24 protein-coding genes are annotated in these 25,984 nt (G+C 72.4%); 13 read left to right on the top strand and 11 right to left on the bottom strand.

Annotated features, from left to right (window positions below; genetic code table 11):
* The first annotated feature begins 127 nt into the window (after positions 1-127).
* Positions 128-1,393 (top strand): Cmx/CmrA family chloramphenicol efflux MFS transporter, encoded by a 1,266-nt coding sequence (locus tag ACIRRU_RS04610; RefSeq protein WP_403676989.1) that lies wholly within the window; start codon positions 128-130, stop codon positions 1,391-1,393.
* A gap of 118 nt (positions 1,394-1,511) precedes the next feature.
* On the opposite strand, the gene ACIRRU_RS04605 is transcribed toward ACIRRU_RS04610, so the two are convergent.
* Positions 1,512-1,811, bottom strand: a complete 300-nt coding sequence (locus tag ACIRRU_RS04605; protein WP_403676075.1) for a DUF4031 domain-containing protein — start codon at positions 1,809-1,811, stop codon at positions 1,512-1,514.
* A complete protein-coding gene (locus ACIRRU_RS04600; RefSeq protein ID WP_403676072.1) occupies positions 1,808-2,176 on the bottom strand; it encodes a hypothetical protein in 369 nt (122 codons plus the stop codon). Before ACIRRU_RS04600 ends, ACIRRU_RS04605 begins: the two co-directional genes overlap by 4 nt.
* A gap of 119 nt (positions 2,177-2,295) precedes the next feature.
* On the opposite strand from ACIRRU_RS04600, the gene ACIRRU_RS04595 reads away from it, so the two are divergent.
* From ACIRRU_RS04595 to ACIRRU_RS04575, 5 genes are all read left to right on the top strand, one after another.
* Positions 2,296-3,213, top strand: a complete 918-nt coding sequence (locus tag ACIRRU_RS04595; RefSeq protein WP_363200297.1) for a MurR/RpiR family transcriptional regulator — start codon at positions 2,296-2,298, stop codon at positions 3,211-3,213.
* 84 nt (positions 3,214-3,297) lie between these two features.
* Complete coding sequence (gene murQ, locus ACIRRU_RS04590) at positions 3,298-4,269, top strand: N-acetylmuramic acid 6-phosphate etherase (protein ID WP_403676069.1); 972 nt, start codon at positions 3,298-3,300, stop codon at positions 4,267-4,269.
* A 45-nt stretch (positions 4,270-4,314) separates the two neighbouring features.
* The gene (locus tag ACIRRU_RS04585; RefSeq protein WP_403676067.1) at positions 4,315-5,958 is read left to right on the top strand and encodes a PTS transporter subunit EIIC; all 1,644 of its coding nucleotides are present in this window, start codon (positions 4,315-4,317) and stop codon (positions 5,956-5,958) included.
* Between the two features lie 342 nt (positions 5,959-6,300).
* Entirely contained in the window at positions 6,301-8,109 is a 1,809-nt protein-coding gene (locus tag ACIRRU_RS04580) for a PP2C family protein-serine/threonine phosphatase (protein WP_403676064.1), read from the top strand.
* A 51-nt stretch (positions 8,110-8,160) separates the two neighbouring features.
* Positions 8,161-8,649 (top strand): response regulator, encoded by a 489-nt coding sequence (locus tag ACIRRU_RS04575; protein ID WP_403676061.1) that lies wholly within the window; start codon positions 8,161-8,163, stop codon positions 8,647-8,649.
* 124 nt (positions 8,650-8,773) lie between these two features.
* Here ACIRRU_RS04575 and ACIRRU_RS04570 read toward each other — a convergent pair whose 3' ends face one another.
* The gene (locus ACIRRU_RS04570; protein ID WP_403676058.1) at positions 8,774-11,272 is read right to left on the bottom strand and encodes an ATP-binding protein; all 2,499 of its coding nucleotides are present in this window, start codon (positions 11,270-11,272) and stop codon (positions 8,774-8,776) included.
* A 214-nt stretch (positions 11,273-11,486) separates the two neighbouring features.
* Between ACIRRU_RS04570 and ACIRRU_RS04565 the strand changes: the two genes are divergently transcribed.
* The gene (locus ACIRRU_RS04565) at positions 11,487-11,840 is read left to right on the top strand and encodes a PRC-barrel domain-containing protein (protein ID WP_363200291.1); all 354 of its coding nucleotides are present in this window, start codon (positions 11,487-11,489) and stop codon (positions 11,838-11,840) included.
* Between the two features lie 190 nt (positions 11,841-12,030).
* The gene (locus tag ACIRRU_RS04560) at positions 12,031-13,074 is read left to right on the top strand and encodes a LacI family DNA-binding transcriptional regulator (RefSeq protein ID WP_403676056.1); all 1,044 of its coding nucleotides are present in this window, start codon (positions 12,031-12,033) and stop codon (positions 13,072-13,074) included.
* A gap of 184 nt (positions 13,075-13,258) precedes the next feature.
* Here ACIRRU_RS04560 and ACIRRU_RS04555 read toward each other — a convergent pair whose 3' ends face one another.
* Positions 13,259-16,147: a glycosyl hydrolase gene (locus ACIRRU_RS04555; protein WP_403676986.1), complete on the bottom strand. Its 2,889-nt coding sequence runs from the start codon at positions 16,145-16,147 to the stop codon at positions 13,259-13,261.
* 235 nt (positions 16,148-16,382) lie between these two features.
* Between ACIRRU_RS04555 and ACIRRU_RS04550 the strand changes: the two genes are divergently transcribed.
* From ACIRRU_RS04550 to ACIRRU_RS04535, 4 genes are all read left to right on the top strand, one after another.
* A complete protein-coding gene (locus tag ACIRRU_RS04550; protein ID WP_403676054.1) occupies positions 16,383-17,687 on the top strand; it encodes an ABC transporter substrate-binding protein in 1,305 nt (434 codons plus the stop codon).
* A gap of 337 nt (positions 17,688-18,024) precedes the next feature.
* Positions 18,025-19,005, top strand: coding sequence for a sugar ABC transporter permease (locus ACIRRU_RS04545; RefSeq protein ID WP_363200288.1), 981 nt, complete (start codon positions 18,025-18,027; stop codon positions 19,003-19,005).
* A complete protein-coding gene (locus tag ACIRRU_RS04540) occupies positions 19,002-19,913 on the top strand; it encodes a carbohydrate ABC transporter permease (RefSeq protein WP_403676050.1) in 912 nt (303 codons plus the stop codon). The genes ACIRRU_RS04545 and ACIRRU_RS04540 overlap by 4 nt, the downstream gene beginning before the upstream one ends.
* Before the next feature lie 94 nt (positions 19,914-20,007).
* The gene (locus tag ACIRRU_RS04535; RefSeq protein WP_363200286.1) at positions 20,008-21,423 is read left to right on the top strand and encodes a GH1 family beta-glucosidase; all 1,416 of its coding nucleotides are present in this window, start codon (positions 20,008-20,010) and stop codon (positions 21,421-21,423) included.
* Between the two features lie 195 nt (positions 21,424-21,618).
* Here the strand turns inward: ACIRRU_RS04535 and ACIRRU_RS04530 are convergent, their stop codons facing one another.
* Together ACIRRU_RS04530 and ACIRRU_RS04525 are read right to left on the bottom strand one after the other, a co-directional pair.
* Positions 21,619-22,353: a hypothetical protein gene (locus tag ACIRRU_RS04530; RefSeq protein WP_403676047.1), complete on the bottom strand. Its 735-nt coding sequence runs from the start codon at positions 22,351-22,353 to the stop codon at positions 21,619-21,621.
* Positions 22,343-22,528, bottom strand: a complete 186-nt coding sequence (locus ACIRRU_RS04525; protein ID WP_403676044.1) for a hypothetical protein — start codon at positions 22,526-22,528, stop codon at positions 22,343-22,345. Before ACIRRU_RS04525 ends, ACIRRU_RS04530 begins: the two co-directional genes overlap by 11 nt.
* Before the next feature lie 925 nt (positions 22,529-23,453).
* Here ACIRRU_RS04525 and ACIRRU_RS04520 point away from each other — a divergent pair.
* A complete protein-coding gene (locus tag ACIRRU_RS04520) occupies positions 23,454-23,972 on the top strand; it encodes a hypothetical protein (RefSeq protein WP_403676041.1) in 519 nt (172 codons plus the stop codon).
* Positions 23,973-24,004: 32 nt separating this feature from the next.
* Here the strand turns inward: ACIRRU_RS04520 and ACIRRU_RS04515 are convergent, their stop codons facing one another.
* The 5 genes from ACIRRU_RS04515 to ACIRRU_RS04495 form a co-directional block, all read right to left on the bottom strand.
* Positions 24,005-24,400: a hypothetical protein gene (locus ACIRRU_RS04515; RefSeq protein WP_403676038.1), complete on the bottom strand. Its 396-nt coding sequence runs from the start codon at positions 24,398-24,400 to the stop codon at positions 24,005-24,007.
* A 14-nt stretch (positions 24,401-24,414) separates the two neighbouring features.
* Positions 24,415-24,813, bottom strand: a complete 399-nt coding sequence (locus ACIRRU_RS04510) for a hypothetical protein (protein WP_403676035.1) — start codon at positions 24,811-24,813, stop codon at positions 24,415-24,417.
* Between the two features lie 98 nt (positions 24,814-24,911).
* The gene (locus tag ACIRRU_RS04505) at positions 24,912-25,361 is read right to left on the bottom strand and encodes a hypothetical protein (protein ID WP_403676032.1); all 450 of its coding nucleotides are present in this window, start codon (positions 25,359-25,361) and stop codon (positions 24,912-24,914) included.
* Positions 25,358-25,678 (bottom strand): hypothetical protein, encoded by a 321-nt coding sequence (locus ACIRRU_RS04500; protein WP_403676031.1) that lies wholly within the window; start codon positions 25,676-25,678, stop codon positions 25,358-25,360. Before ACIRRU_RS04500 ends, ACIRRU_RS04505 begins: the two co-directional genes overlap by 4 nt.
* Positions 25,675-25,935 carry a hypothetical protein gene (locus ACIRRU_RS04495; RefSeq protein WP_363203779.1) on the bottom strand — a complete coding sequence of 87 codons (261 nt, stop codon included), beginning with the start codon at positions 25,933-25,935 and terminating at the stop codon, positions 25,675-25,677. The genes ACIRRU_RS04500 and ACIRRU_RS04495 overlap by 4 nt, the downstream gene beginning before the upstream one ends.
* Between the last annotated feature and the right edge of the window lie 49 nt (positions 25,936-25,984).

Genomic DNA, 25,984 nt, shown 5'->3' with positions numbered 1-25,984 from the left:
GGAGGCGGGTGACCGGGGGCGGCCGGAGAATGCCCCGGAGCGTGGCTGACCGGGGCGGCCGGGAATGCGCGGTTGTTCACCGGTGTTGGGACGAGTCATGCCCGACTCCGCCGAACGCCGCTCCGCCATGCCCCTGGCCGTGTACATCCTCGGCCTCTCGGTCTTCGCCCTCGGCACCAGCGAGTTCATGCTGTCGGGGCTGCTGCCGCCCATCGCGGACGACATGGACGTGTCGATCCCGCAGGCCGGGCTCCTCATATCCGCCTTCGCGATCGGCATGGTGGTCGGCGCCCCGCTGCTCGCCGTCGCCACGCTCCGGCTGCCGCGCCGCACCACGCTCATCGCGCTGATCTCGGTGTTCGGCCTGGGCCAGATCGCGGGGGCGCTGGCTCCGACGTACGAGGTGCTCTTCGTCTCCCGGGTGGTGAGCGCGCTCGCCTGCGCGGGTTTCTGGGCGGTCGGGGCGGCCGTGGCCATCGCGATGGTCCCGGTGAACCAGCGGGCGCGGGCGATGGCCGTGATGATCGGCGGGCTGTCCATCGCCAACGTGCTGGGCGTGCCGCTGGGCGCGTTCCTCGGCGAGCACCTCGGATGGCGCTCGGCGTTCTGGGCGGTGGGGGCGGCCTCCGCGGTGGCGCTGGTCGGCGTCGTGACGCGCATCCCGCACATCCCGCTGCCCGAGAAGAAGCCCGAGCTGCGACGGGAGCTGGCGATCTACCGGGACCGGCAGGTCTGGCTGGCCATCGTGATCACCGCCCTCGCGGCGGGCGGGGTGTTCTGCGCGTTCAGCTACCTGGCGCCGCTGCTGACGGACGTGGCGGGCCTGAGTCCGGGGTGGGTGCCGTGGATCCTCGGGCTGTTCGGGGTGGGCGCGCTGATCGGCACGATGATCGGCGGCCGGGTCGCGGACGCGCATCTCTTCGGGGTGCTGCTCAGCGGCATCACGGCGTCCACGGTGTTCCTGGTGGCGCTGGCCCTGTTCGCCTCCGGCCGGGCGGCGGTCGTCGCACTGGCCTTCCTGCTGGGGCTGTCCGCCTTCTTCACGGCCCCCGCGCTCAACGCCCGGATGTTCAACCTGGCCGGGGCCGCCCCCACGCTGGCCGGGGCCACCACGACGGCCGCGTTCAATCTCGGCAACACGAGCGGCCCGTGGCTCGGCGGCACCGTGATCGACCTGGACTTCGGCTTCGCGTCCACCGCGTGGGCGGGCGCCGCGATGACGGCCCTGGCGCTGGTCGCGGTGGCGGCCGCGCTGCGCCTCCAGCGGGGCGGGGACGGGGGCGGCGAGGGCGGCCGTTCCCGCTCGCGCCTCATCGCGAGGAGCGCGTCACCGTCACCTGCGCGGCGGGCGACCCGGACGGCTCAGGCGGGTCAGGCAGGTCACTCGGCTTAGCCGGCTCGGGCGGGTCACTCGGCTGAGGCGGCTCGGGCGGCTGAGGCGGGTCACTCGGCTCGGAGGGCTCAAGCGGGTCACTCAGCTCAGGCGACCCGGGCGGCTCACGCCGAGCACGTCATCCCGTAGAGCGCGGGCCGCCGTCCGCCCCGGGCGCCTCCCGCCCTTTCGGTCTGCGCAGTCCGGCGGCGGTCAGCCGTCGCACCAGCTCCTTCGAGCCGACCTGCCGCGCCCCGGCCCGTACGGCATCCGCGTAGTGCGCCTCCGGTACGTCGTAGTGGTCGCGCTCGAAGGCGCGGGGCGGGCAGCCGATGGCGGCGGCGAAGGCGTGCAGCTCATCGAACGACACGTCGCTGACCAGGTGGGACCAGAGGCGGCCGTGGCCGGGCCAGGTGGGCGGGTCGATGTAGAGGGTCACCGGCGCAGCGCCCGGCCCAGTGCGCCGACCGGCGCGACCGCCACGGCGGCCTTGGCGCACACCCAGTGCGGGTCCGGCCCCAGCTCCGGCTCGACGTCGAGCGCGTGCGGTTCGTCCCCGGCGCACGCGGGGCACAGCGGCCACCGGCCGTAACGTTCCAGCAGCGCGTCCTGGACGTCCTGGGCGACCAGCCCGGCCACGAACTCCGCGCCCTGCGGCCACTGCTCCACCCACCACCGCCGGTGGGTCACCGCGTCCTCGACCAGCGAGACGACGTCCGCCTCGGCGACGTCGCCCGCGACGAGGTCGGCCATGACGAGCGCACGGGCGGTGTGCAGTGCCTGCTCCAGGGGGTTCAGCTCCATACCCACCATTGTGCGCCCACGCCGACCTCCGGCACCGGCGCACGGGCGGAGGGCAGCAGCTGTGGAGAACAGCAGATGGGGGGGTTGACGGAAGCCCGGCTTGAAAATATCTTTCAGATGTGACCAGTGACGTGAAGGAAAGTTTCAGCGGCGATTCCCCGCCCGCTCCGGCGGCCCTCGCCGCCAAGGTCCGCACGCTCGCGCCCTCCATGACCCGCTCCATGCAGCTGGTCGCCGAGGCCGTCGCGGGCGACCCCGCCGGATGTGCCGCCCTCACCGTCACCGGTCTCGCCGAGCTGACCGGCACCAGCGAGGCCACCGTCGTCCGCACCGCCCGCCTCCTCGGCTACCCGGGCTACCGGGACCTGCGCCTCGCGCTGGCCGGACTCGCCGCGCACCAGGAGTCCGGCCGGGCCCCCGCCGTCACGGCGGACATCGCGGTGGACGACCCGATCGCCGAGGTGGTCGCGAAGCTGGCCCACGACGAGCAGCAGACCCTCGCGGACACCGCCGCCGGGCTCGACACCGCCCAGCTGGGCGCCGCCGTGGCCGCCGCCGCGACCGCCCGCCGCGTCGACATCTACGGCGTGGGCGCCTCCTCGCTCGTGGGCCAGGACCTGGCGCAGAAGCTGCTGCGCATCGGCCTGATAGCCCACGCCCACATGGACCCGCACCTCGCGGTGACCAACGCCGTCCAGCTGCGCAGCGGGGACGTCGCCATCGCGATCACGCACTCCGGCTCGACGGGCGACGTCATAGAGCCGCTGCGGGTCGCCTTCGAGCGGGGGGCGACGACGGTCGCGATCACCGGACGGCCCGACGGTCCCGTGTCGCAGTACGCGGACCACGTGCTGACCACGTCCACCGCCCGGGAGAGCGAGCTGCGCCCCGCCGCGATGTCCAGCCGGACGAGTCAGCTGCTCGTCGTGGACTGCCTGTTCATAGGGGTCGCGCAGCGGACGTACGAGACCGCCGCGCCCGCCCTCTCCGCGTCGTACGAAGCCCTCGCCCACCGCCACAGCCCCCGCACCCGCTGACCTGCCCGACCCCGTACCCGTACGACCCCGTATCCGTACAAGAGCAAGCACGATCACCAGCACCAGAAAGCAGAGCCGCACTCCATGACCTCCACGGCCCCCACCACCGGCGCGTCCGACACCGGCACCGGCAGCTATGGCGCACTCCGCGCCCAGCTGGCCACCCTGACCACCGAGGCGTTCCGCCCCGAGCTGGCCGAGATCGACCGGCTGTCCACCGAGGAGATCGCCCGGATCATGAACGGCGAGGACGCCACCGTCCCCGCCGCCGTCGCCGAGCGGCTGCCGCAGATCGCCGCCGCCATCGACGCCACGGCCGAGCGGACGGCCCGCGGCGGCCGGCTGATCTACGCGGGCGCGGGCACCGCGGGCCGCCTCGGGGTGCTGGACGCCAGCGAGTGCCCGCCCACCTTCAACACCGACCCGTCCGAGGTCGTCGGCCTGATCGCGGGCGGCCCCTCCGCCATGGTGACGGCCGTCGAGGGCGCGGAGGACAGCAAGGAGCTGGCCGCCGCCGACCTGGACGCGCTGAAGCTGACCGCCGACGACACCGTGGTCGGCATCTCCGCCTCCGGCCGCACGCCCTACGCGATCGGGGCGGTCGAGCACGCCCGCGCCCAGGGGGCCCTGACCATCGGGCTCTCCTGCAACGCGGACTCCGCGCTCGCCGCCGCCGCGGAACACGGCCTGGAGATCGTCACCGGCCCCGAGCTGCTGACCGGCTCGACCCGGCTGAAGGCGGGCACGGCGCAGAAGCTCGTCCTCAACATGATCTCGACGATCACCATGATCCGGCTCGGCAAGACGTACGGGAATCTCATGGTCGACGTCCGCGCTTCCAACGAGAAGCTGCGGGCCCGCTCCCGGCACATCGTCTCGCTGGCCACCGGCGCGTCCGACGCCGAGATCGAGGCGGCGCTCGCCGCCACCGACGGAGAGGTCAAGGACGCGATCCTCGTCGTCCTCGGCGGGGTCGACGGCCCCACCGCCGCCCGCCTCCTGCACGAGTCGGGCGGCCACCTGCGCGCCGCCCTCACGGCCGTGCGCACCACCTGACCCACCCCTGAGCACCACACTCCCGCACAGCAAGGCACCAGCACCATGGCCACAGAAGACAAGAACCGCGCCACCGCCGCCGCGATCCTTCCGCTCGTCGGTGGCGCAGCGAACGTCAGCACCATCGCCCACTGCATGACCAGGCTCCGCCTCGGTCTGCACGACCGTTCCCTCGTCGACGACGAGGCGTTGAAGGCCCTGCCCGCCGTGATGGGGGTCGTCGAGGACGACACGTACCAGATCGTGCTGGGGCCGGGCACCGTCGCCCGGGTCACCCCGGAGTTCGAGCGGCTGGTGGAGGAGGGCCGGGAGGCCGCCCCCGCTCCGGCCGCCGCTTCCGCAGGGGCCGCCGGGTCCGCCGGGTCGGGCGCCTCCGCCGGGTCAGCCGGGTCGGCCGATGAGCTGGCGGCGCAGGGCGCGGCCATCAGGGCGGCGCGGAAGGCGAGGAACGCCACCCCGTTCAAGCTCTTCCTGCGCAGGATCGCCAACATCTTCGTCCCCCTGATCCCGGCGCTCATCGGCTGCGGCATCATCGCCGGTCTCAACGGGCTGCTGATCAACCTGGAGTGGCTGCCCTCCGTCACGCCCGCGCTCGCGGCGATGGCGTCCGGGTTCATGGCGCTGATCGCGGTGTTCGTGGGCTACAACACGGCGAAGGAGTTCGGCGGTACGCCGATCCTGGGCGGTGCGGTGGCGGCGATCATCGTCTTCCCCGGCGTGGCGAACGTCGACGCCTTCGGCCAGACGCTCTCGCCCGGCCAGGGCGGGGTGCTCGGCGCGCTGGGCGCGGCGGTGCTCGCGGTGTACGTGGAGAAGTGGTGCCGCCGGTGGGTGCCGGAGGCGCTGGACGTCCTGGTCACCCCGACACTGACGGTCCTGGTCTCGGGTCTGGTGACGATCTTCGGCCTGATGTACGTGGCGGGCGAGGTGTCCTCCGCGATCGGCACGTTCGCGGACTGGCTGCTGTCCAACGGCGGCGCGGGCGCGGGCTTCGTGCTCGGCGGGCTGTTCCTGCCGCTGGTGATGCTGGGCCTGCACCAGGCGCTGATCCCGATCCACACCACGCTGATCGAGCAGCAGGGCTACACGGTCCTGCTGCCGATCCTGGCGATGGCGGGCGCGGGCCAGGTGGGCGCGGCGGTGGCGGTCTACTTCCGCCTCCCCCGCAACGAGTCGATCCGCCGCACCATCAAGTCCGCGCTCCCCGCGGGCCTGCTGGGCGTCGGCGAGCCCCTGATCTACGGTGTCTCGCTCCCGCTCGGCCGCCCGTTCATCACGGCGTGCGTGGGCGGTGCGTTCGGCGGCGGCTTCGTCGGTCTGTTCAACCAGCTCGGCGACTCGGTCGGCTCGACCGCCATCGGCCCGTCCGGCTGGGCGCTGTTCCCGCTGCTCGACGGCAACCACAGCCTGGGCTCGACCATCGCGATCTACGCGGGCGGGCTGCTCGTCGGCTATGTCGGCGGGTTCGTCGCCACGTACTTCTTCGGGTTCGGCAAGGATCTGCTGGCCGAGTTCAACGTCTCCCAGGAACCGGTCCCGTCCCCGGTCACCGCCACGGGCGGCACGCACCCGGCGCCCCAGGACGGCGGCCCGGCGGACAGCCCCGACGGTCCCCGCGCCCCTGGTGGCTCCGACGGCCCTGGCGGTACGGAGCCGGGCTCCCCGGACAAGACCCCGGTACGGGTCTGACCCGACGCCCTGAAGCGCCTGCGCCCGCCACTGATCCCGACGACCAGCGGCGGGCGCAGGCGCGCGGTAGGTCCTGGTGCGCTCCTCCCGGCGTCCCACGATCGGGTGGTCGGTCGCCGGACAGCGCGCCCCTCTTCCCCCTTCTCCGCCGCACAACCGTGATCCCGCACACGGCATGAACCCGTCCCGGCCGGTCATACTGGCCGAGGACGGAACGCACAGCGCGGAAAAACAGCGAAGAACAGAGAAGAAGAGAAGCAGGAAGAAGAGAAGCAGACAGCCTCGTACGGAAGCCAGAACCGCGTCCGGGGAGACCAGACGGAACCGGACGGAGGGCAAGGCATGGCCGACGACAGCTGGTCCGGTGCGCTGCACCGGCTCTGGCAGGCCGCCTCACGGGCCGATGAGGTCGCGGCGCTCGCGGACGACGTCTACGCGCCGTTCCTCGCCACCCCGGGGGTCCACCTCGTGGTCGGCACCCGCTGGGACGAGCCGCACGTACTGCGCTACATGCGCGCCCTGGGCGCCGGCAGCGACACCCCGACGACCTTCACGGCCTCGCGGTCGATGCCGGAGGCCGCCGTACGGGAGCCGGGCGGCACGCCCGAGGTCGCCCACCTCGACCCGGCCGGGCTCGACAGCGCGGTGTGGCCGGAGGCGGAGCTGCTGCGGCAGGCGCCCGGGGACTCCGTCGTGACCTGCACCTTCCAGCTCGACCAGCGCGGCTGGGCGACGCTGGCGCTCTCCGTGGACGGCTCGGCGGACCTCGCGGCCGTCGAGACCCGCCTGCGACAGGCCGTGGACGTCATCGTCGCCTGCCACACCGGCATCCTCCAGCGCGGCCGCGAGGCCCGCCGGGGCGCGAACGACGCGCTGCTCGCCGAGGCCTCGCTCCAGATGGACTCCTCGCTGGACGTGGAGGACACCCTGCGGCGGGTGGCCCGGATCGCCGTACCGGCCATCGCCGACGGGGCCCTCGTCCATCTGCTGCGCGGCGAGGGCCCGGAATTCGTGGCCGCCACGCACGTCGCCGTCCAGCAGCAGCGCGCGCTGGAGGAGGCCGGGCGCGACGACCCGTGGCTGGCTGCCCTCCTCGCGCGCCGGGGCGAGGACGAGGACACCGTGTTCCTCAGCGGCGCGGCGCTCGACGGCTCCCCCTTCGCCTCGGCCCTCGGTCCGGCGGAGGCCGACGGGGGCGGCGCGCTGCCGCCCGTGGTCAGCGTCAGCACACTCCGCGCCCGGGGGCGCGTGATCGGCAGCATCACCTTCGTCTACCAGCGGTCCGAGGACCGGCTGCCGGACAGCTCCTTCCTGCGCAGCCTCGCCACCCGGGCCGCGCTCGCCATCGACAACGCCCTGCTGTACGAGCTGCGCCGCAACGCCGTCCTCTCGCTCCAGGAACACCTGCTGCCCTCGCAGCTCCCGGTCTCCGACCAGTGGGACCTGTCCGCGAGCTATTCGGTCGGCGACCCGATGCTCGACGTGGGCGGCGACTTCTACGACGCCGTCCCCCGCCCCGACGGGTCGATCGCCCTGCTGATCGGCGACGTCTGCGGGCGCGGCGCGGAGGCGGCGGCCCTCACCGGCCTGGCCCGCCACACCCTGCGCACCCTGCTGGAGGAGGGCACCGACCCGGGCACCGCCCTCAGCAGACTCAACCGGGCCCTGCGCCAGGAGCGGGCCACCCGCTTCCTGACCGCGGTCGTCGCGACGCTGACCCCGCAGGCCGACGGCACCGCGCTGCTGCGCACGTGCAGCGCCGGGCACCCCGCGCCCCTGGTGCTCCGCTGCGACGGCACCGTGTCGGAGGTGCTGTCGGGCGGGCTCCTCCTCGGCGTCCTGGACGACGTCTCCTACCAGAGCCACGTGGAGCGGATCTCCCCCGGCGACACGGTGGTGCTGTTCACGGACGGCCTCACCGAGTCCCGGGAGGCGGGCGGCGCGTTCTTCGAGAGCGTCCTGCCCGCCCGGCTCGCCGGGCTGCGCGGCGCCGACGCGTCGCACATCGCCGACAGCCTGGCCCAGCAGGCCCGGTCGTTCCGTGACTCCGGGCAGGACGACATCGCCCTGCTCGTGGCCCGCTGGTCGGGCCTCACCCCCGGCGTCGGCCGGCTTCCCCCACCCTTCCAGCTCGAACGGACGGCTCTGTGACCCACCCGGAACGGACGGCCCGGCCATGAACCCCGAACGGACGGCCCGACGATGAACAGCGACGGTCTCATCCTCGTCGTGGAGGACTCCGAGGAGGACACCGAGGCCATCCAGCGCGCCCTGTCCCGCTCCCACCCCTCCCTGCACGTGGAGTTCGCCCCGCGCAGCGACGCGGTGATCCCGCGTCTCCTCGATCCCGCCGCCGCCCGGCCGGACCTGGTGCTGCTGGACCTCAACATGCCGGGCGTGAACGGCCTGACCCTGCTGTCGAGCCTGCGCCGGCACCCCGAGCTCGCCTCGCTGACCGTGGTGATGTTCACCTCGTCCACCTCCTCGGCGGAGGAGGACGCGTGCTACGCGGCGGGCGCGGACAGCTACATCTACAAGCCGGTCAACTTCGAGCTGTTCCAGACGGTTCTGCGGGGCGCGGTCGACTACTGGATCTCCCAGCGGCCGACCGGGGACCGCCCGGAGGCGGGGACCCCTGCCGCCGGAACCCCGGAGACGGCGGAGCCCCGGCCGCCCGGTTCACCTTCCTGACGGGAGCGGGCCGAAGCGGTACGCATCCGAGGAGCACGGGCCGAAGCGGTACGCGTGCAAGGAGCACGGGCCTGAGGGATGCGGTGCCGAGACGGGTAGGCCCCGGCACCGCCCTCCACGGCCGCTACGCGGACAGGCCCGGCGCGGGCGGTGCCGGGGCGAGCGTGAACCACACCGCCGTTCCGGGACCGCCGCCCGGCGCCTCGGCGGGGCTCTCCAGCCACAGCCGCCCCCCGTGGCGTTCCACGATCCGCTTGACCACGGCGAGACCGACCCCCGAGCCGCCGCCGCGCTCGTCGCGCCGGTGCAGACGGCGGAACAGCTGGAGCACGTCCTCCTGCTGCTCGGCGGGGATGCCGATGCCGTTGTCCCGTACGACGATCGCGGTGACGGGGGCCTGGCCCGGCTCCGCCACCGGCACGACCTCCACCCACACCCGGCGCTCGTCCGTACCGGCGTCGTCCGCCGCGTACTTGGCCGCGTTGACGAACAGGTTCTCCAGCACCTCGCGCAGCCGCTCCCGGTCGGCGTGCAGTCGGGGCAGGACGGCGGGGCGCACCACGGTGACACGCTGCTCCGACAACCGGTCACCGGCCACGAGCAGCGCGTCGTCCACCACCTCGTCCAGCGACAACTCCTCCCGCTGCAAACCCACTTGGCCGAGGCGGGAGAAGTGGAGCAGGGAGTCGAGCAGCCCGTCCATCCGCTCCGCCAGCCTGCGCACCGTGGTCAATCGGCCCAGCGAGACGGCGTCGAGGACGGCACCGGCGTCCTCGACGATGAAGGCGGCCGCGTTGGAGATCCCGCGCAACGGCTCCTTCAGGTCGTGGGCCGCAGCGTGCGCGAAGGAGTCCAAGTCCTCGTTGGTCCGGGCGAGTTCGGTGTTACGGGCGGCGAGCTCGGCCATCTGACGGCTCAGCAGGCCCGACATCTCCCGCCACAGCTCCCCGGCCACGATCCGCTGCGCCGCACTCCACGGCGCGCTCCGCCCGCGCACGATCGCCCGGTGGACGGCCGACGAACCCCGCGGGGTGTACCGCTCCCCGCCCGGTCCCGTGCGCACCGGGCGCGCCGGGTCGGCCGCCCAGTCCCGGGGTGCGGGCTGTTCGCGGCGCCACCACGCCAGCACCCCGCCGTTCCGGTCGAGGGGGATGAGGAGGAGGCCCGAGGGGAGCCCCTGCGCCTCGGCTTCCGCCGGTTCCAGGCCCAGCGCCTCCGGCACCCGGTCGGTGCTCCACACCTCGCCCAGCGCACCGGAGCCCGCGAGCCGCTCCAGCAGGGCGGGCAGCCCGGTGGGGAGCGGGTCGCCCGTCGCGACCGCCTCGGCGCCCCGCAGCAGCACCGCCCCGTCCGCGTCCAGCAGCCCGGCGAGGCCGGTGCCGGGGGACATCAGGGCGTCCGGCGCCTGGTGGGTGAGCCGGGCCAGCAGGGCGGCGAGCGCCCGGCGGCGGTCGGACAGCTCGTCGGCCTGCTCCCGTTCGGCGACGGCCGCCAGCTGGAGGGAGAGGGCGATCCCGAAGAACTCGCAGGCGGCCCGCACTTCGGGGGTCAGCCGCCGGGGCGTGTCCCCGTGGCAGGCGATCAGCCCCCACAGCCGCCCCTCGTGCAGGAGGGAGACCGACATGGACGAGGCGACGCCGATGTTGCGCAGGTACTCCAGGTGATAGCCGGAGACGGTGCGCAGGACCGAGCCCGACAGGTCGAGCGGTTCGCCGGTCCCCTCCCGCACCTCCGGCAGCAGCCCGGCCGTCGCGTCGTCCACGTCGCCGATGACCCGGATCCAGTTGCGGGCGTAGAGGCGGCGGGCCTGCGGCGGGATGTCGCTCGCCGGGAACCACAGCCCCAGCCACGGCTCCCGGCCCTCCTCACGCGCCTCCGCGATCACCTGGCCGGGCCCTTCGGCGCCGTCGAACCGGTACGCCACCACCCGGTCGTAGCCGGTGAGCGCCTGGACCTCGCGGACGGCGGCCGCACAGCACTCGACGACGTCCCCGGCCCCCTGGAGCCGGTGCAGGGCGCGGCGCACCCGGGGGTAGAAGCTCTGGAAGACGAACGGGCCCTCGGCCGCCCGGGGTTCGAACTCCAGCACCAGCAGCTCGGCGACCCGGTGGACGGTCACGTCGAAGTATCGCGCCCGCCCGCCCGAGCCGGCCGCGCCCCCCGCACGACCAGGCTCACGCGACTCCCCCAAGGCCCCCGCGCGACCCGGCTCGCCCGCTGCCCCCACTCCCCCCGCCTCCAGCACGAAGGACACCACCCCGGAGGCGGCGGGCCCGTCCGGCGGCTCGTGCGGCGACTCCCCCGGGGTCCGCTCCGGCGCTTCGGCCTCCCTCACGCTCTCCCGCGCCAGCTCCCACTGCTCGGGGCCGATGAGCTCGGTGACCGGACGGCCCACCAGGTCCCCGGCGGCCCGGCCCAGCACCTCGGCCGCGTTGCGGCTGACCGTGTCGACCACGCCGTCCCGCGTCCGGGCGGCGACCAGGGCCCCGTAGGACTGGACGCCCCCGAGCAGGTGGATCGGCTCCCGGACGCACTGCGAGAGGTCGAACTCCTGGCTGACAGCGGCCTCGGCGGCCACCGCCTTGGGGGAAAGCCATCCCCGTACCTCGTCGGCCACTGCCATCTCTCCGTCCCGCCGATCGTCGCCCCCGACGCCCTCATGGTGCCCCAGCCCACGCCCCGGCCGCCCTCCGGGCCCCGCGCCCTCGGCGCCCCGCCGCGCCCCACCGGGTCGGTCAGGTGTTCGCCGGGCGTCCCGGGGCACACGCAGGACAGCGGAGGCAGCCATCCGCTCCCCGACGACGAGGCGAAGAACGACCTTCGCGAAAGGAGCCACGATGAGCGACTCCCTGTGGGGCTACCAGCCGTCGAGCGGTCACACCGTGGACACCGACCTGACCGGATACTCAGTCGAGGCGACCGATGGCAGCATCGGCAAGGTCGACACGTACTCCGACGAGGTCGGCTCGGCCTATCTGCTCGTGGACATCGGCGTGTGGATCTTCGGCAAGGACGTCCTGCTGCCCGCGGGTACCGTCTCGCGGATCGACCACGACGCCGAGAAGGTCTACGTCGACCTCACCAAGGAGCAGGTCAAGGACTCCCCGGAGTTCGACCGCCACCGGCAGACCGAGGACCCGGCGTACCACGAGCAGCTGTCCGCGTACTACACGGCGTACCGGATCATGTGACCCCGCGTACGCCCCCGGCGGCGCGGCCCGCGCCGCCTCGGACGGGCAGTCCTCCTCCGGTCGGCCGCCAGGTGGCCGCGGCTGCACGTTCGGCTGGGAGCGCTCTCAGCCGTGTCCTCGCCCGACGCTAGGCTGTAGGCGAGAGGGCGAACACGTGTCGCCGCCGCCCCGTCGACGAGGAGCGACCGCCTTGCCCGAGCAGTCCCCCGGGTCCCGGCCCACCCTGGAAGCCGTCGCGGCGCGTGCGGGGGTCTCCCGGGCCACCGCCTCGCGGGTCGTCAACGGGGGCAACGGCGTCCGCAAGCCGCTGGTGGACAAGGTGCTCCAGGCGGTCGAGGAGCTGGGGTACATCCCGAACCACGCCGCGCGCACCCTCGTCACGCGGCGCACCGGGGCCGTGGCGGTCGTCATCGCGGAGCCGGAGACGCGGTTCTTCTCGGACCCCTTCTTCTCGCAGCAGATCCGGGGCATCAGCAAGGAGCTGACCGCCCACGACACCCAGCTCGTGCTGCTGCTGGTGGAGGGGCCCGGGGACTTCGACCGGATCGCCCGCTATCTGTCCGGCGGCCATGTGGACGGGGCGCTGGCGTTCTCGCTGCACACCGACGACCCGGTGCCCGCGATCACCCGGCGGGCGGGCATACCCGCGGTGTACGGGGGGCGGCCCAGCTGGACCGCGGCCCCGGGCGACCAGGCCGTCCCCTACGTCGACGCGGACAACCGGGGCGGTGCGCGGCTGGCCGTGCAGTATCTGAAGGACCTCGGGCGGCAGCGCATCGCGCACATCGGGGGGCCCGCCGACCAGACGTCCGCGATGGACCGCCTGGACGGCTACCGGGACGTGCTGCTGGACGTGGACCCGACGCTCGTCGCGGACGGGGCGTTCACCGTGCAGAGCGGCGCTCGGGCGATGGCCGGGCTGCTGGAGCGGCGGCCCGACCTGGACGCGGTGTTCGTCGCCAACGACCTGATGGCCTCGGGCGCGCTGCGGGTGCTGCGCGAGCGCGGGATCTCGGTGCCGGAGCAGGTGGCGCTGGTCGGGTTCGACGACATGGAGTCGGTCGCCGAGCTGACCGATCCGCCGCTGACCACGGTGAGCCAGGAGATCGAGGGGCAGGGGCGGCTGATGGCCCGGCTGCTGCTGCGCGCCCTGGAGCAGGAGCGGACGGGCAGCGGCGAGGTCCCGGAGTCGGTGATCACCCCGACCACGCTGGTGCGACGGGCCTCCGCCTGACCCCGACCGGCCCCCGGCTGGACCTCGCCCGACCCGGCCCGACCGGCCCCCGGCCGACACGACCGGCCCTCGCCCGGCCCGAAGCCCCGCCGCACGCGTACGGCGGGCCTCCGCCCGGGGAAGGGGAGGCCCGCCGCGTCCTGCGTCAGCCGTGAGCAGTGCTCAGCGGATCAGCGCTGCCGCGTCACTGGTAGGGAATCCGCAGCACCGCCGCGTCCGTCGTCGTCTGGACCTGGGACGTGCCGTTGCCGAGCGCGTTCCAGATCTCCAGCCGGACGGTGCCGTTCCGCAGCTCGCCCAGGCTCCCGGTCGTCGCCTTGACGCCCGCGGCCTGCGTGTACTCCTCCCACCCGTTGACCGGGTCGGTCGCGAAGTAGCGGAAGGTCTCCGTACGGTCGAACGTTCCGTCGCCGGTCAGGTCGTAGCTGACCCGGACCTGCGGGGCGAGCCCGACCTTGGTCCCGGCGTCCACCCGCAGGCGGAACCCGGTGGCCGCGCCCGCGGCGACCTTTCCGTTGACCTTCTTGATCTCGTAGACGTTGGGGCGGTACGGGGTGCCGTCCCGGTTGACGCCGTCCGCGGAGGCGACGGTGTCCGCGCCCGCCGCGTCGGAGGTGCCCGTGGTGAGCGTGCCACCGGTCTTGAGCCGGAAGGTGTTGCCGGTGGACGGGTTGCCCGGGTCCGGGTCGCCGGGGTCGGGGTTGCCGCCGCCGGGGCCGGTGCTGGTGGCGGTGGAGCGGGCCGGTACGGACAGGGTCTTGCCGTCGGAGAAGGTGACCGTACGGGTGCTGGAGCCGTGGTTGTGCGCGGTGTACGTACGGGTCCCGTTCTTCGAGAAGACGGCGGAGGTCGGCAGGTCGCCGCTGACGCTCATGTCGGGGGCGCCGACCGCGGCGAGCGTGCCGATCCAGTGGTAGGTGTGCGCCTTGGACTCGCCCTGCTCGGGGGTGTAGTTCCCGTTCACGGCGTCCCACTTGCTCTTCGCCGCCGCCGGGTCGGACAGCGACTCGAACTCCCAGAGCAGGTCGCGCCACTCCTGGGCCGGTCCGCCGTTGTTCCGCTCCATCTCGGCGATGTTGCGCTTGATGGCGGCCTTCTCGCGGGCCAGGTGGAGGGAACCACCGGTCACGGGCAGGACGTTGATGCCGTGGATCTCCTCCGGGTTGGCGGTCCACCAGGTGGCGTAGGCGCCGCCGCTGCCCCAGACCATGCCGACCGTGTCGTGGCCGAAGGAGGCGGGGAAGACCTGCTGGGAGGCGTCGAACCAGTACTGGGTGATCGCCTCGGACTCGGTGGTCAGCAGGTAACTACCGAGGTCCCGAAGGGTGTTGTCCCCGATGGCGGAGCCGAAGAGCACCAGGGCGGCGCTCAGGTTGATGGACTCCGAGGAGGACTCCTGGTTGTTGCCCGCCGCGAAGCCCTGGTGGCCGGAGGCCCAGCTGTGGCCCGCGTAGATGTCGAAGCCGCGCAGGAACGGGTAGGCCGTGTCGGTGCGGCTGGGGTTGGCGGTGTCCCGGATCAGGTGCTTGATCATCGTGCCCCAGGCCGAGTCCGCGACCCAGGCCTGGTCGTACTGGGCGATGATCGCCGCCGCGTAGACGTAGTAGCTGTAGTGGAAGTGGTGGTCGTTGAGTTCGGTGTCGCTGCCGTAGGAGGCCGGGTAGCCGGTGAGGGTCTTCCAGTCCTTGTCGTAGCTGAACTCACTGGCCCCGCCCGCCGTGAACCACTCCTGGAGGCGGCCCTTCATCAGGCCGAGGAGCTTGTCGCGGGTGGCGGTCTGGCCGATCTGGTCGGCGACCGGGACCAGTTGGGCGAGGCGGCCGAGGGCCTTGCCGGTCCAGTAGGTGTCGGTGGCCCCGGAGAACGGGTCGGAGGCGTTCGCGACCTCGTTGAGGTAGCCGGTCAGCCGGGCCTTGTCGACGCCGCTGGAGGCGGGCAGCGCGGGCACCACGCCGTTGTTCTTCTGGCTGGTGGTGAAGGTGGCGGACTCGCGCACCTTCATCGTGCCGCGCGGCGAGACGTAGGTGTACGGGGTCAGCGCGTCCGAGGTGTGCAGCCACTGGTGGCGGTAGAGGGCCTGGAGCGTGCCGCGCTCGGTGCCCTCCTTGGCCTCGGTGGTCAGCGAGTACGTCGCCCGGACGTTGCCGCCGGTGGACTGCCAGGACACCTGGGAGCCGGTGACGAAGCTGAAGGCGTACTTGCGGTAGGTGGCGAGCGCGTCCGTGGAGGGCAGGACGGCCAGCGAGAAGTAGTCCTTGGAGCCGAGGCCCGCGGTGATGGTGGACCCGGAGATGTTCCAGTCGCTGCCGCTCGGCGCGAAGAGCGCGTAGTGGTGTCCGGCGACCGTGATGCCGAGGACGTTGCCCTGGTCGGAGAAGACGGTCGGCGTGGAGGCGGTCTGGATACGGGCGTCGCCGCCCGAGCCCTTGGCGTACACGAAGGGCATGCCGTGGCCGATGGTGGCCCGGAAGGTGCGTGAGCCGTCCGCCCAGTAGGGGGTGACGGTCCAGTCGGACCAGGCGTCGGCCTTGGTGTCCGGGGAGTTCAGGCCGGAGAGCCCGACGGTGAGGTCGGCCTTGTGGGCGTACTCGTACTGCCTGCCGTCGCCGACGATCGCGGGCGTGGTCGGGTAGCCGACCTCCAGGCCGTTCGCCTTGGCCTGGTAGGTGAGCGGGTGGCCGTACATGGGGGTGCTGTACGGGTTGTCGCCGTACCGCTGGTAGGCCAGCGAGGACCACCAGTCGTTGGTCGGCACCGGCTTGGAGCGGGCGGCCGCGGTGACCTTCGGGGTGACGGGTGCCCCGGTGTTGGTCGTCGGCCCCTGGGTGCCGGCGGGGCGGGAATCGGTGTAGCTGCCGGCGCCGGCGGGGATGGTGGCGGCGGCCGCGGGGGAGGCGGCGGGGCCGAGGCCCACGGCGGCCACGGCGATGGCGAGGAGGGTCGCCGCGGCGGGCCGGGAGACGGACCCGGCCCGGGTGGCCCCGGTGCCGTTCCCGCTGGTGGGCGCGGGTCTGGCTCCGACGGCGGAGGCAAGCCTGGAGAGGGAGGTTCGCACGAGCAGCACCTCGATCATGGGGGGGGAAGAGCGCTGTTCGAGAGCGCTCTCAAGTGCCAAGGAACGTAAAACTCCTGAAACGTAAGTGTCAAGAGACTGCACATGCCGGGCAGTTGGGCGGCGATCGGCGGTAACACCAACCTGTTATGCGTTCGAGTCTTGACGGGGCGAGGGCGGTGGGGGACGCTCCAGAACAGGTTTTGAGAGCGCTCTCAACGCGCTCGGTTCATCCCGAAGCCAAGGGAGGCTTCCCATGCCCATCGCCCGAGCCGCCAAGAGAGCCACCGCCCGCCTCGGCGCGGTCGTCCTCGCCGGGGCCCTCCTCGCCGCCTGCGGAGGCGGCGACTCCTCGGACTCCTCCGACAGCGCGGGCGGAAAGGTCACGCTCAACGTCGACCTCTTCGGCTCCTTCGGCTTCAAGGAGGCCGGGCTGTACGAGGAGTACCAGAAGCTCAACCCGAACGTGACGATCAAGCAGAGCGACACCCAGGACGAGGTGGACTACTGGAAGTCGCTCCAGACCCGTCTCGCGGGCGGCGGCGGTCTGGCGGACGTGCAGGGCGTGGAGGTCGGCCGCATCGCGTCGGTCACCCAGCAGCAGGCGGACAAGTTCCAGGACCTGAAGGAGTTCGGGGCCGACAAGCTCAAGGGCGAGTTCGCCGAGGCCAAGTGGTCGGCCGCGACCACGAAGGACGGCAAGATCCTCGGCCTGGGCACGGACGTCGGCCCCGAGGCGATGTGCTACCGCACCGACCTCTTCAAGCAGGCCGGGCTGCCCACGGACCGCGAGGAGCTCGCGAAGAAGTGGGCCACGTGGGACGGCTACCTGGAGCTGGGCAAGGAGTACAAGAAGAAGGCCCCCGCCAAGAGCGCCTGGCTGGACAGCGTCGGCTCGCTCTACGCGATCATGATCGGCCAGGAGAAGGAGCGTTACTACGACGCCTCCGGCGAGCTGATCTACGACAAGAACCCGGCGGTCAAGGAGGCCTGGGACACCTCCGTGTCGGCGGCCGAGGCAGACCTGAGCGCCAAGCTCGACCAGTGGTCCCCGCAGTGGAACCAGGCCTTCGCGGCCGGTTCGTTCGCCACGATCCCCTGCCCCGCCTGGATGCTCGGCTACATCAAGGGCCAGGCCGGTGACGGCGGCCAGGGCAAGTGGGACATCGCCAAGCTGCCCGGCGGCGCGGGCAACTGGGGCGGCTCGTACCTCTCGATCCCGCGTGCGGCCAAGCACAAGGAGGAGGCGTACAAGCTGATCGAGTGGCTGACCGCCCCCGAGCAGCAGGCGAAGGTCTTCCAGAAGCAGGGCAACTTCCCGTCCGCGACCGGGGCCATCGAGTCGATCGCGGGCGCCAAGGACGAGTACTTCTCGGGTGCGCCGATCGGCCAGATCTTCGGTGACGCGGCGAAGGACTCGCCGGTGCAGGTGCTGGGCGTGCACGACCAGAACGTCATGCAGCAGATCACGAACGCGCTGAGCGAGGTCGAGCGCAAGGGCGTGGCGTCGGACAAGGCGTGGGGAACGGCCAAGAAGGGCGTGGACAACGTGATCGGCTGACGCCGCTCGCACGGTTCCTCCGGGGGAGCGGCCGCTGACCGGCTGACGCCGGGACGCGCGGCTCCCCTGGGGGGGGGCGGCTCGTGAGACCACGCGGCTCCCCTGTGGGCGGCTCGTGAGACCGGCTGACGCCGGGACGCGGCTCCTCCCCGGGCGCGGCCCGGCCGGCCGGCGCCGCTCGTCACTCGGCACTCGCCCCCCCGCTTCCCCCTCTCCCAGGGGCCGGTCCGCCCCCGCAGCGCGCGGGCGGACCGGCCCTGCTCCCGTACCCCTGCCGTTCCCCACCCCGCACCTTTCCTCACATCACCGCCCCCTCCCGATCCCGAAGGGCCGAACCGTGTCCCTCACCGCCACCGCGAAGGCCGGGCCGCCCCGCCCCGCCGGAACCGGGCCCGGCCCCGACGACGGCCGGGCGACCACGCTCCGGCGCACCTGGCGCAAGGCCTCTCCGTACGCCTACATCGCCCCCTTCTTCACCCTCTTCCTGGCCTTCGGCCTCTTCCCGCTCCTCTACACGGCCTTCGTCTCCCTCTACCGGGTCGAGCTCCAGACGAGCGGCGAGATGGAGTGGCGGGGCCTCGCCAACTACACGGCGCTCTTCTCCGACGAGTTCTTCTGGACCTCGCTGCGCAACACGTTCACCATCGGCGTGCTGTCCACGGTCCCGCAGTTGGCGATGGCGCTGGGCCTGGCCCACCTGCTCAACTACAAGCTGCGGGGGCGGACGTTCATCCGGACGGCGATCCTGCTGCCGTACGCGACCTCCGTCGCCGCCGCCACACTCGTCTTCGCGCAGCTCTTCGGCCGGGACTTCGGGCTGATCAACTACGCGCTCGGGCTGGTCGGTTTCGACCCGGTGGACTGGCAGACGGGCACGGTCGCCTCGCAGATCGCGGTGTCCTCGATCGTGATCTGGCGGTGGACGGGCTACAACGCGCTGATCTACCTGGCGGGGATGCAGTCGATCCCGCAGGAGCTGTACGAGGCGGCGGAGATGGACGGGGCTTCGCGCTGGCGGCAGTTCATCCACGTCACGCTGCCGGGTCTGCGTCCCACGATCATCTTCACGGTGATCATCTCGACCATCGGGGCGACCCAGCTCTTCGGTGAGCCGCTGCTGTTCGAGGGGTCGATCTCGGGCGGGATCTCCCACCAGTACCAGACCCTCGGCCTGTACATGTACGAACAGGGCTGGGGCTTCTTCCACCTGGGCCGGGCCGCGGCCATCGCCTGGGTGATGTTCGTCCTGATCGTGGTGCTCGTCGGGGTCAACGCCCTGATCGCACGCCGCCGCGCACGCAAGGAGGCCGGCCGATGACCGCGCTCGTCGCACCGCCGACCGCCCCCGAGCAGGGCGACCCGGCGCAGAGCCCGCCCGGACGGCGGATCCGCAAGGGGGGTGCGGGCCGCACGATGAAGGGCGGCTGGCTCTCCTATCTCATCCTCGGCTTCGCGCTGCTGATCTCGGCGTTCCCCTTCTACTGGACGATCGTGGCGGCCAGCCGGTCCAACGCGGACATGGCGAAGGTGCCGCCGAGCCTGCTGCCGGGCCCGAACCTGATCAAGAACTTCGAGCAGGTCCTCGAAGAGGCGGACATCGGCAAGGCGCTGCTGAACTCGCTGATCGTGTCGTCGTCCATCACGATCGGCACGGTGCTCTGCTGCACCCTGGCCGGATTCGCCTTCGCCAAGCTGAAGTTCAAGGGGCGCAACGCGCTGCTGACGCTGACGATCGGGACGATGATGATCCCGCCGCAGCTCGGCGTGATCCCCCTGTTCATGCTGATCGCCGAACTCCAGTGGGTGAACCAGCTCCAGGCGGTGATCCTGCCCGGACTGGTCTCCGCCTTCGGCGTCTTCTTCATGCGGCAGTACCTGGTGCAGTCCCTGCCGGACGAGCTGATCGAGGCGGCCCGGGTGGACGGGGCGTCGACGGCCCGGATCTTCTGGTCGATCGTGATCCCGATCGCGCGGCCGGGGATGGCGGTGCTGGGGATGCTGACGTTCATGACGGCGTGGAACGACTTCTTCTGGCCGATCATCGCGCTGTCCTCGCAGGAGCCGACGGTGCAGGTGGCGCTGCGGCAGCTGGGCGGCGGCTACGTCAACGACCAGTCGGTCATCATGGCGGGCACGCTGCTGGGGACGCTGCCGGTGCTGGTGGTGTTCGGACTGCTGGGCCGCCAGATCGTGGGCGGGATCATGCAGGGCGCGGTGAAGGGGTGACGCTCCCCTCTCCGCCCCGCCCCCTCGCCCGCGCCGCCCCCCGCCTCCTCGCCGCGCCCACCCTCTCCCCCCTCACTTTTGGAGTGTTCGTCTCATGACAGCTGTCGATGCCCGTCCGGAGACCGTCCCGCAGGACGTGACGGGGCTCCGCTTCCCCACCGGCTTCCGCTGGGGAACGGCCACCGCCGCCTACCAGATCGAGGGCGGGGCCAGGGAGGACGGCCGGACGCCGTCCATCTGGGACACCTTCAGCCGGACGCCCGGCAAGGTGCGCAACGGTGACACCGGCGACACCGCCGCCGACCACCTGCACCGGATGCCCGAGGACGTCCGGCTGATGAAGGACCTCGGCGTCACGGACTACCGCTTCTCCGTCTCCTGGCCCCGCGTCCAGCCGACCGGCCGGGGCCCGGCGGTCGAGCGCGGCCTGGACTTCTACCGCCGTCTGGTGGACGAGCTGCTGGAGGCCGGGATCAGACCGGTCGCGACGCTCTACCACTGGGACCTCCCGCAGGAGCTGGAGGACGCGGGCGGCTGGCCGGAGCGGGACACCGCGCACCGCTTCGCGGAGTACGCGGGTCTGGTGGCGGGGGCGCTGGGCGACCGGGTGACGACGTGGACGACGCTGAACGAGCCCTGGTGCGCGGCTTTCCTGGGCTACGGCAACGGGGTCCACGCCCCCGGCCGGACCAGCGACCTCGCGGCCCTGCGCGCGGCCCACCACCTGAACCTGGCGCACGGAGCGGGCGCCCGGGTGCTGCGGGACCGTCTCCCCTCGTCGGCGGAGATCTCCCTCACCCTGAACCTGCACGCCCTGCGCCCGCTGACCGACTCCGCCGCGGACCGGGACGCGGTGCGCCGGATCGACGCCGTGGCGAACCGGATCTTCCTGGACCCGGTCTTCCACGGCCGCCTCCCGCAGGACCTGGTGGCGGACACGGCGACGGTGACGGACTGGTCGTTCGTGAAGGACGGCGACCTGGAGGTCACGTCGACGCCGATCGACTCGCTGGGCATCAACTACTACTCCCCCAGCGTCGTGTCGGCGGGCACGTCGGAGTCGCCGTCCCCGTGGGCGGGCGCGGAGAACCACGTGGCGTTCACCCCGGCACCCGGGCCCCGCACGGCGATGGACTGGCCGGTCGACGCGAACGGCCTGTACGAGCTGCTGACCCGCCTGCGCGACGAACTCCCCGAGCTGCCGCTGCTGGTGACCGAGAACGGCGCCGCCTACGACGACTACGCCGACCCGGAGGGCCAGGTCCACGACCCGGAGCGGGTGGCGTACCTGGACGCGCACCTGACGGCGGTGCACCGGGCGATCGCGGACGGGGTCGACGTGCGCGGCTACTTCCTCTGGTCGCTGCTGGACAACTTCGAGTGGGCGTTCGGCTACAGCAAGCGCTTCGGCATCGTCCACGTCGACTTCGCCTCACAGCGCCGCACGGTGAAGGACAGCGCCCGGTGGTACGCGGACGTGATCGCCCGCGGCGGCCTGCTGGGAGGCTGAGCCCCCGGACCACACGACGACCCAAGTCCCGCGCCCCGGGGCCCCGCACCATGCGGGGCCCCGGGGCGCGGGAGCGTAGAAAAGCTGAAGCTCCGACGAGCCGCGTGACCGAGCCGGGCACAGCCGTACGGGGCCGCCGGACGAGAAACCCGCCGGGACCCTCACCGAACGGCGGGGCCCCGGCCATACGTGGCGTTACGGCCAGAACAGCTTGATCTCTTCGGGAGCTGCGCGCGCCCCGGGCACGGATGGTTCAACCACTGTGTAGCCCAGACCTCGTAGTACCTGGGCCGCTGACTCAGGGGAGTCCCTGACCGCGGTCCTGAGCTGCATCAGCCGCCAGCTCCGCAGATGTTCGTCAATGATCGTCTTCCACCCGTCGACCGTGTCGATCGCGAACTCCCTCTTCAGGAAGAGCAGTACATCCTCCAGGGCCGGTCGCATCCTGTGCCCGCCCACCGGCAGATGCAGCTCCGACAACCGCGGCAACCGGTTGAGCTTCTGCTTCGGTCTGCCCGTCTCGGACAGCCGCAAGAGGTACGCCACTTCATCACGGTGGGCATGCACCTGGAGGTGCGCCCCCGGTGGCTCCTTGCTCTTGCGCACATACTCGAAGCGGAACAGCGGGTCCGGGCTTCCGGCGTAGAAGACCTTCACGTCGGCCTGATCGGTGGCCATGAACGTACTGGTCCCGTCCCAGCAGCAGTAGAACTGCACCAGCAGACTCAGACGAGGCTCGCCACCGATGCTGATCGGGATGCGTTGGACGACCTCGTCGGACCGTATCGGCGAGACCCTGATCTTGGTGCCCATGTTGATCGCGTGAAAGCGCGGGGTGTCCTCACCGAGGACACCCCGCGTCAGGGCAGTCAGTTGGTCGGCGAATCCGGCCGCCGACTCATCGAGGGCCTTAGCCTCTTCAGCAGTCACCTTCGAGAAGGTAGTCGAGCCCCTCGATCGTGTGCCACACATCAAGTTCGTCCATGCTCAGGCTGTATGTGGCGGCGCGCTCCGCGAGCTCTTCATAGGTCATGTTCACGCTCGCCAGCAGCTTCTCGCGCTGGACCTCAAGCTGGCTGCGCGTCCGATGGATCACAGTCGGCATAACTCGCTCCCCAGATTCGATGACCACAGTGAAGCAGCAGCCACTGACAACAGTGTTGCCCATCACAGTGCCTGTCACCCACACGGGGCGAACTTTCGACCATCCTCGCGCGGCACGATGCCGCTGAGGCAGCCCGCACGGCCCGGCTCACCCATCTCCGCCGGACGCCTTCGCGGGCAGTCATCGTGAGGACCACGACGACGGGACGGTGGCGGCACTCGCGGATTCGCCAGCCTTTCCGCTGGGGCGGGCAGGCGCGGAGGCCGACGGACACAGAGCCCTCCGACTACTTTCAGCCGGATGAAACTCCGCGACCGACGAACCGATTGAGGAGTTCGACAGTTCCTCCGCGCGCGCATGCCCATCGGGCGGGAAGGGAACGCCGCGCCCGTCCACCTTCATCCGTCCCACCCCACGCCGGAGAGGGCGTTGACGCGACCAGGGCTGTTCAGCGGATGAAGGGGAGGAGAGAAGACCTGGCTCCGGGCGGCGAGGAGACCTCGGCCGCGCCACCAGCTCACGGTCCCACGCCCCCACCCGTGCCCCACCCCGTAGCGGCGATGCAAAGTGGCGCGAACGCGTCCTCGGCGGCTGGTCGGCGGTGCGCGCCCCTTGACGGGTCACCGACCCTCGTCCGTATGGTCTAGACCAAGCCGCGAGGGGCGGTCGACGACGTCGATCACGCGTCGCCCCCTCGCCCGCCCGCGCCCCCAGTCAGTGCCGACCAGGCCTGCCCCCCATCCCGCACCCCCCTGAACTCCCCACCCGGACGCGCGGGCCGCGCATGCACGTTTCCCCACCCCCCACGGACATCACCGGGAGAACGCTCATGAGGATTCGCCTAGCAGAGCCGCGCCCGCAAACCGCGGGCACCACACCTCACAACCCGACGAGCAAGCCTGAGTTGGGTCTGCCCGCTCACCACGTGGCGCATCGGCCCCGTCCGGCCGCGCCGGGCGTCGGGCGCGTCGTGGGCCGGTTGGCCGCGCTGATCGACGCGCATGCCTTCGCCCTGTTGCGGATGACGGTCGGCATCGTCTTCGTCGGCTTCGGCGCGCTCAAGCTGTTTCCCTCGGCCAGCCCCGCGGAGCAGTTGGCGGTGGACGCGGCGACCAAGATGACCCTGGGCCTCGTCCCGGAAACCGTGCTGTTGCTGTCCCTGGCGGCCCTGGAGACGGCCATCGGCATCGGCCTGATCGTCGGCGGCCGTCTGCTGCGTCCGGCGCTCGTCGTGTTCTTCCTGCACATGGGCGGGGTGTTCTCCACCCTCGTCCTGCTCCCGGACGCGATGTGGCAACCGCACTCCCCCGCACCGACGATGGAGGGGCAGTACGTCGTCAAGAACGTGGTCCTGGTGGCCGTCTGCCTGGTGGTGGCCGCGCGGGAATGGGGGCGGGGGCCGGGGCGGACGGACCACACCGTCCCGCAGACTCCGACGCACTGAGGGTGGCAGCGCACCCCGGACGAGCGCGAAGGTCAGGGCTTCCCGTCTCCCTTCCCCTCCCCGTGCTCGGGGAAGAGATGGGCGTGCTGGGCGGCGAGGGCTCGGGCGATCGCCTCGTAGGTGGGGTCGGTGACCTCCCAGCTGTGGCCGGAGCGGTGGTCCGCGAACAGTTCGCAGGCCTCCTGCCGGGCATCGCGCACCGGACACCACGGGTGCGACACCAGGCGGGCGCGGTCCCCGGACCATCGAGCCCAGACGGCGCTTCCCGGGCGCCCGCCCTCGTCCCACAGCATCGCCGCGTGGTCGCCGTCGTGGCCCCCGCCCAGCTCGCACAGGACGTGCGCGGCCTCGGGGGGCTCCCCGGGGGGCGACAGGAGCACCAGGAAGTCCGGCGGGGGAAGCAGCACCACGGACGTGCACCCGAGCATCTTCGCGGGCCCCCTCACGCGTCGTCGGAGCCGTCGCCGGACACGACCCGTTCGGCGAGCAGGTCGCCGAGCGGATCGGTCACCCCCCAGGAGTGGGCGGCGGCGTGGTGGTCGAAGTACGTGCACAGGCGGACGACACCCGTGGCGACGTTGCGGAGCACGGCCGGGCACCACGGGACGGCGTCGACCCGGTGGACCCGGTTCGTGCCCGCGCCGGTCCAGAAGAACCACAGGGCAGGCGCGCTGGGCGGGTCGTTGGCCCAGAGGTGGGCGGCGTGCTCGGTGCGGGCGTCGTGCTCGCCGAGCTCGCAGAGCAGGAAGTGGTCGGCGGCGTCGGTGGCGGGGGCACGGTTCGCTCCGCCCCACAGGGCCACGACGGCGTTACGGAGGTCGCCGAGCGGAAGCCGGGTCACAGCGGTGCATTGCAGCACGTCGGTCTCTTCTCTCGTCTCGCGCCGAGCGCCGAGCGCCGGGTGTCGGGCGCCCGAGCGCCGGGTGTCGGGCGTCGGCGTCAGAGGTCGGCCAGGGAACCGCGCCACCCCGCGAGCGTCAGGCTGAGCCCGACCGCGGGGTCGACGACGGTGAACAGCAGGGGGAATCCCGCCTCCAGCACCCGTATCGCCTCGTCCTGGTGCCCGCCGTCCGTGGCCCAGGCCCGCAGCCCCGCCGGGGCGTCGGGGCCGTGGAAGCGGACCGGCCGCACATCACCGGTCGCGGCCGGTGGCGGGACGGAAGCCGGGGGCCGAACGGGAGCCGACGGTGGTGGTGGCGGGTACGCCCACGTCGGGGGGTGCGGCTCAGCCGGGACCGGCGGGAAACCGTGGCCCTCGGCCAGTCGGAGCGCCTGCCGTCGCAGCCAGAGCAGGACGAGCCGCCGGTTCCGCACGGTCACCGCCCCGAGCGAGGCCAGACGCAGGCCGTCCAGCACCGTGACCTCGGCGGCGTACCCCGCGCCCCTCATGCGGCACGCTCGTCGGCCACGGGGTCGCGGAGGAGGGTGCGGAGCCGGTCGGCGGCGGCCTCGACCTCCTTGGCCACCTGGGCCTCCTCGGTGCGCACCGCGTACCGCTCGGCGATGGCGGCGTCCAACTCGGCGCAGAACAGGGTCCGATAGGCCGGATCGGACTCGATGCGTACGAGTTCGGCGAACGGTACGACGCCCCTGCGCGGCCGACGGGTGAGTGCCGCCGTCAGCCCGGGAAACCGGACCCGCAGATGGATTTCGGCCGCCCCGAGGGCGAGGTGGAGCCGTACGCGTAACCGGGCGGCGGCCTTCACAGGACCTCGCCCCGGCTCCGGGCGTTGAGCCGCGCGGTTCGGGCCCGAAGCTGCTCGCTGACCAGCGCGGGCCGGACGAGACGGGGATCGGCCTCCCACTCGATGCCGCCGCCGACGGGGCGGAGGGACCAGTAGGGGCCCGCGACGCCTCGGAACTCCCCGACGCGGTCGGCGCGGCTGGTGTCGACCAGGAGGGCCCCAGGGGTGGGGAGTTCGGGAGGTTCCTGCGTATTCGGATGCGCGTTCTCGCCGTACACCGATCGCTCCTCTCTGTAGCTGTATGGCTACCGGGGCGACTCAGAGTGG

Source organism: Streptomyces sp. NPDC101181 (assembly GCF_044767975.1).
Classification (GTDB): domain Bacteria; phylum Actinomycetota; class Actinomycetes; order Streptomycetales; family Streptomycetaceae; genus Streptomyces.
Note: the sequence above shows the minus strand (reverse complement) of the source record. Positions and strands in the feature narration are given on the sequence as shown.

Bases quoted from the DNA above. Each gene is read 5' to 3' on its own strand.
- ACIRRU_RS04610 (WP_403676989.1), top strand. From the start codon at position 128: ATGCCCCTGGCCGTGTACATCCTCGGCCTCTCGGTCTTCGCCCTCGGC.
- ACIRRU_RS04600 (WP_403676072.1), bottom strand. From the start codon at position 2,176: ATGGAGCTGAACCCCCTGGAGCAGGCACTGCACACCGCCCGTGCGCTC.
- murQ (WP_403676069.1), top strand. From the start codon at position 3,298: ATGACCTCCACGGCCCCCACCACCGGCGCGTCCGACACCGGCACCGGC.
- ACIRRU_RS04585 (WP_403676067.1), top strand. From the start codon at position 4,315: ATGGCCACAGAAGACAAGAACCGCGCCACCGCCGCCGCGATCCTTCCG.
- ACIRRU_RS04580 (WP_403676064.1), top strand. From the start codon at position 6,301: ATGGCCGACGACAGCTGGTCCGGTGCGCTGCACCGGCTCTGGCAGGCC.
- ACIRRU_RS04575 (WP_403676061.1), top strand. From the start codon at position 8,161: ATGAACAGCGACGGTCTCATCCTCGTCGTGGAGGACTCCGAGGAGGAC.
- ACIRRU_RS04570 (WP_403676058.1), bottom strand. From the start codon at position 11,272: ATGGCAGTGGCCGACGAGGTACGGGGATGGCTTTCCCCCAAGGCGGTG.
- ACIRRU_RS04565 (WP_363200291.1), top strand. From the start codon at position 11,487: ATGAGCGACTCCCTGTGGGGCTACCAGCCGTCGAGCGGTCACACCGTG.
- ACIRRU_RS04555 (WP_403676986.1), bottom strand. From the start codon at position 16,147: ATGATCGAGGTGCTGCTCGTGCGAACCTCCCTCTCCAGGCTTGCCTCC.
- ACIRRU_RS04550 (WP_403676054.1), top strand. From the start codon at position 16,383: ATGCCCATCGCCCGAGCCGCCAAGAGAGCCACCGCCCGCCTCGGCGCG.
- ACIRRU_RS04540 (WP_403676050.1), top strand. From the start codon at position 19,002: ATGACCGCGCTCGTCGCACCGCCGACCGCCCCCGAGCAGGGCGACCCG.
- ACIRRU_RS04535 (WP_363200286.1), top strand. From the start codon at position 20,008: ATGACAGCTGTCGATGCCCGTCCGGAGACCGTCCCGCAGGACGTGACG.
- ACIRRU_RS04525 (WP_403676044.1), bottom strand. From the start codon at position 22,528: ATGCCGACTGTGATCCATCGGACGCGCAGCCAGCTTGAGGTCCAGCGC.
- ACIRRU_RS04515 (WP_403676038.1), bottom strand. From the start codon at position 24,400: ATGCTCGGGTGCACGTCCGTGGTGCTGCTTCCCCCGCCGGACTTCCTG.
- ACIRRU_RS04505 (WP_403676032.1), bottom strand. From the start codon at position 25,361: ATGAGGGGCGCGGGGTACGCCGCCGAGGTCACGGTGCTGGACGGCCTG.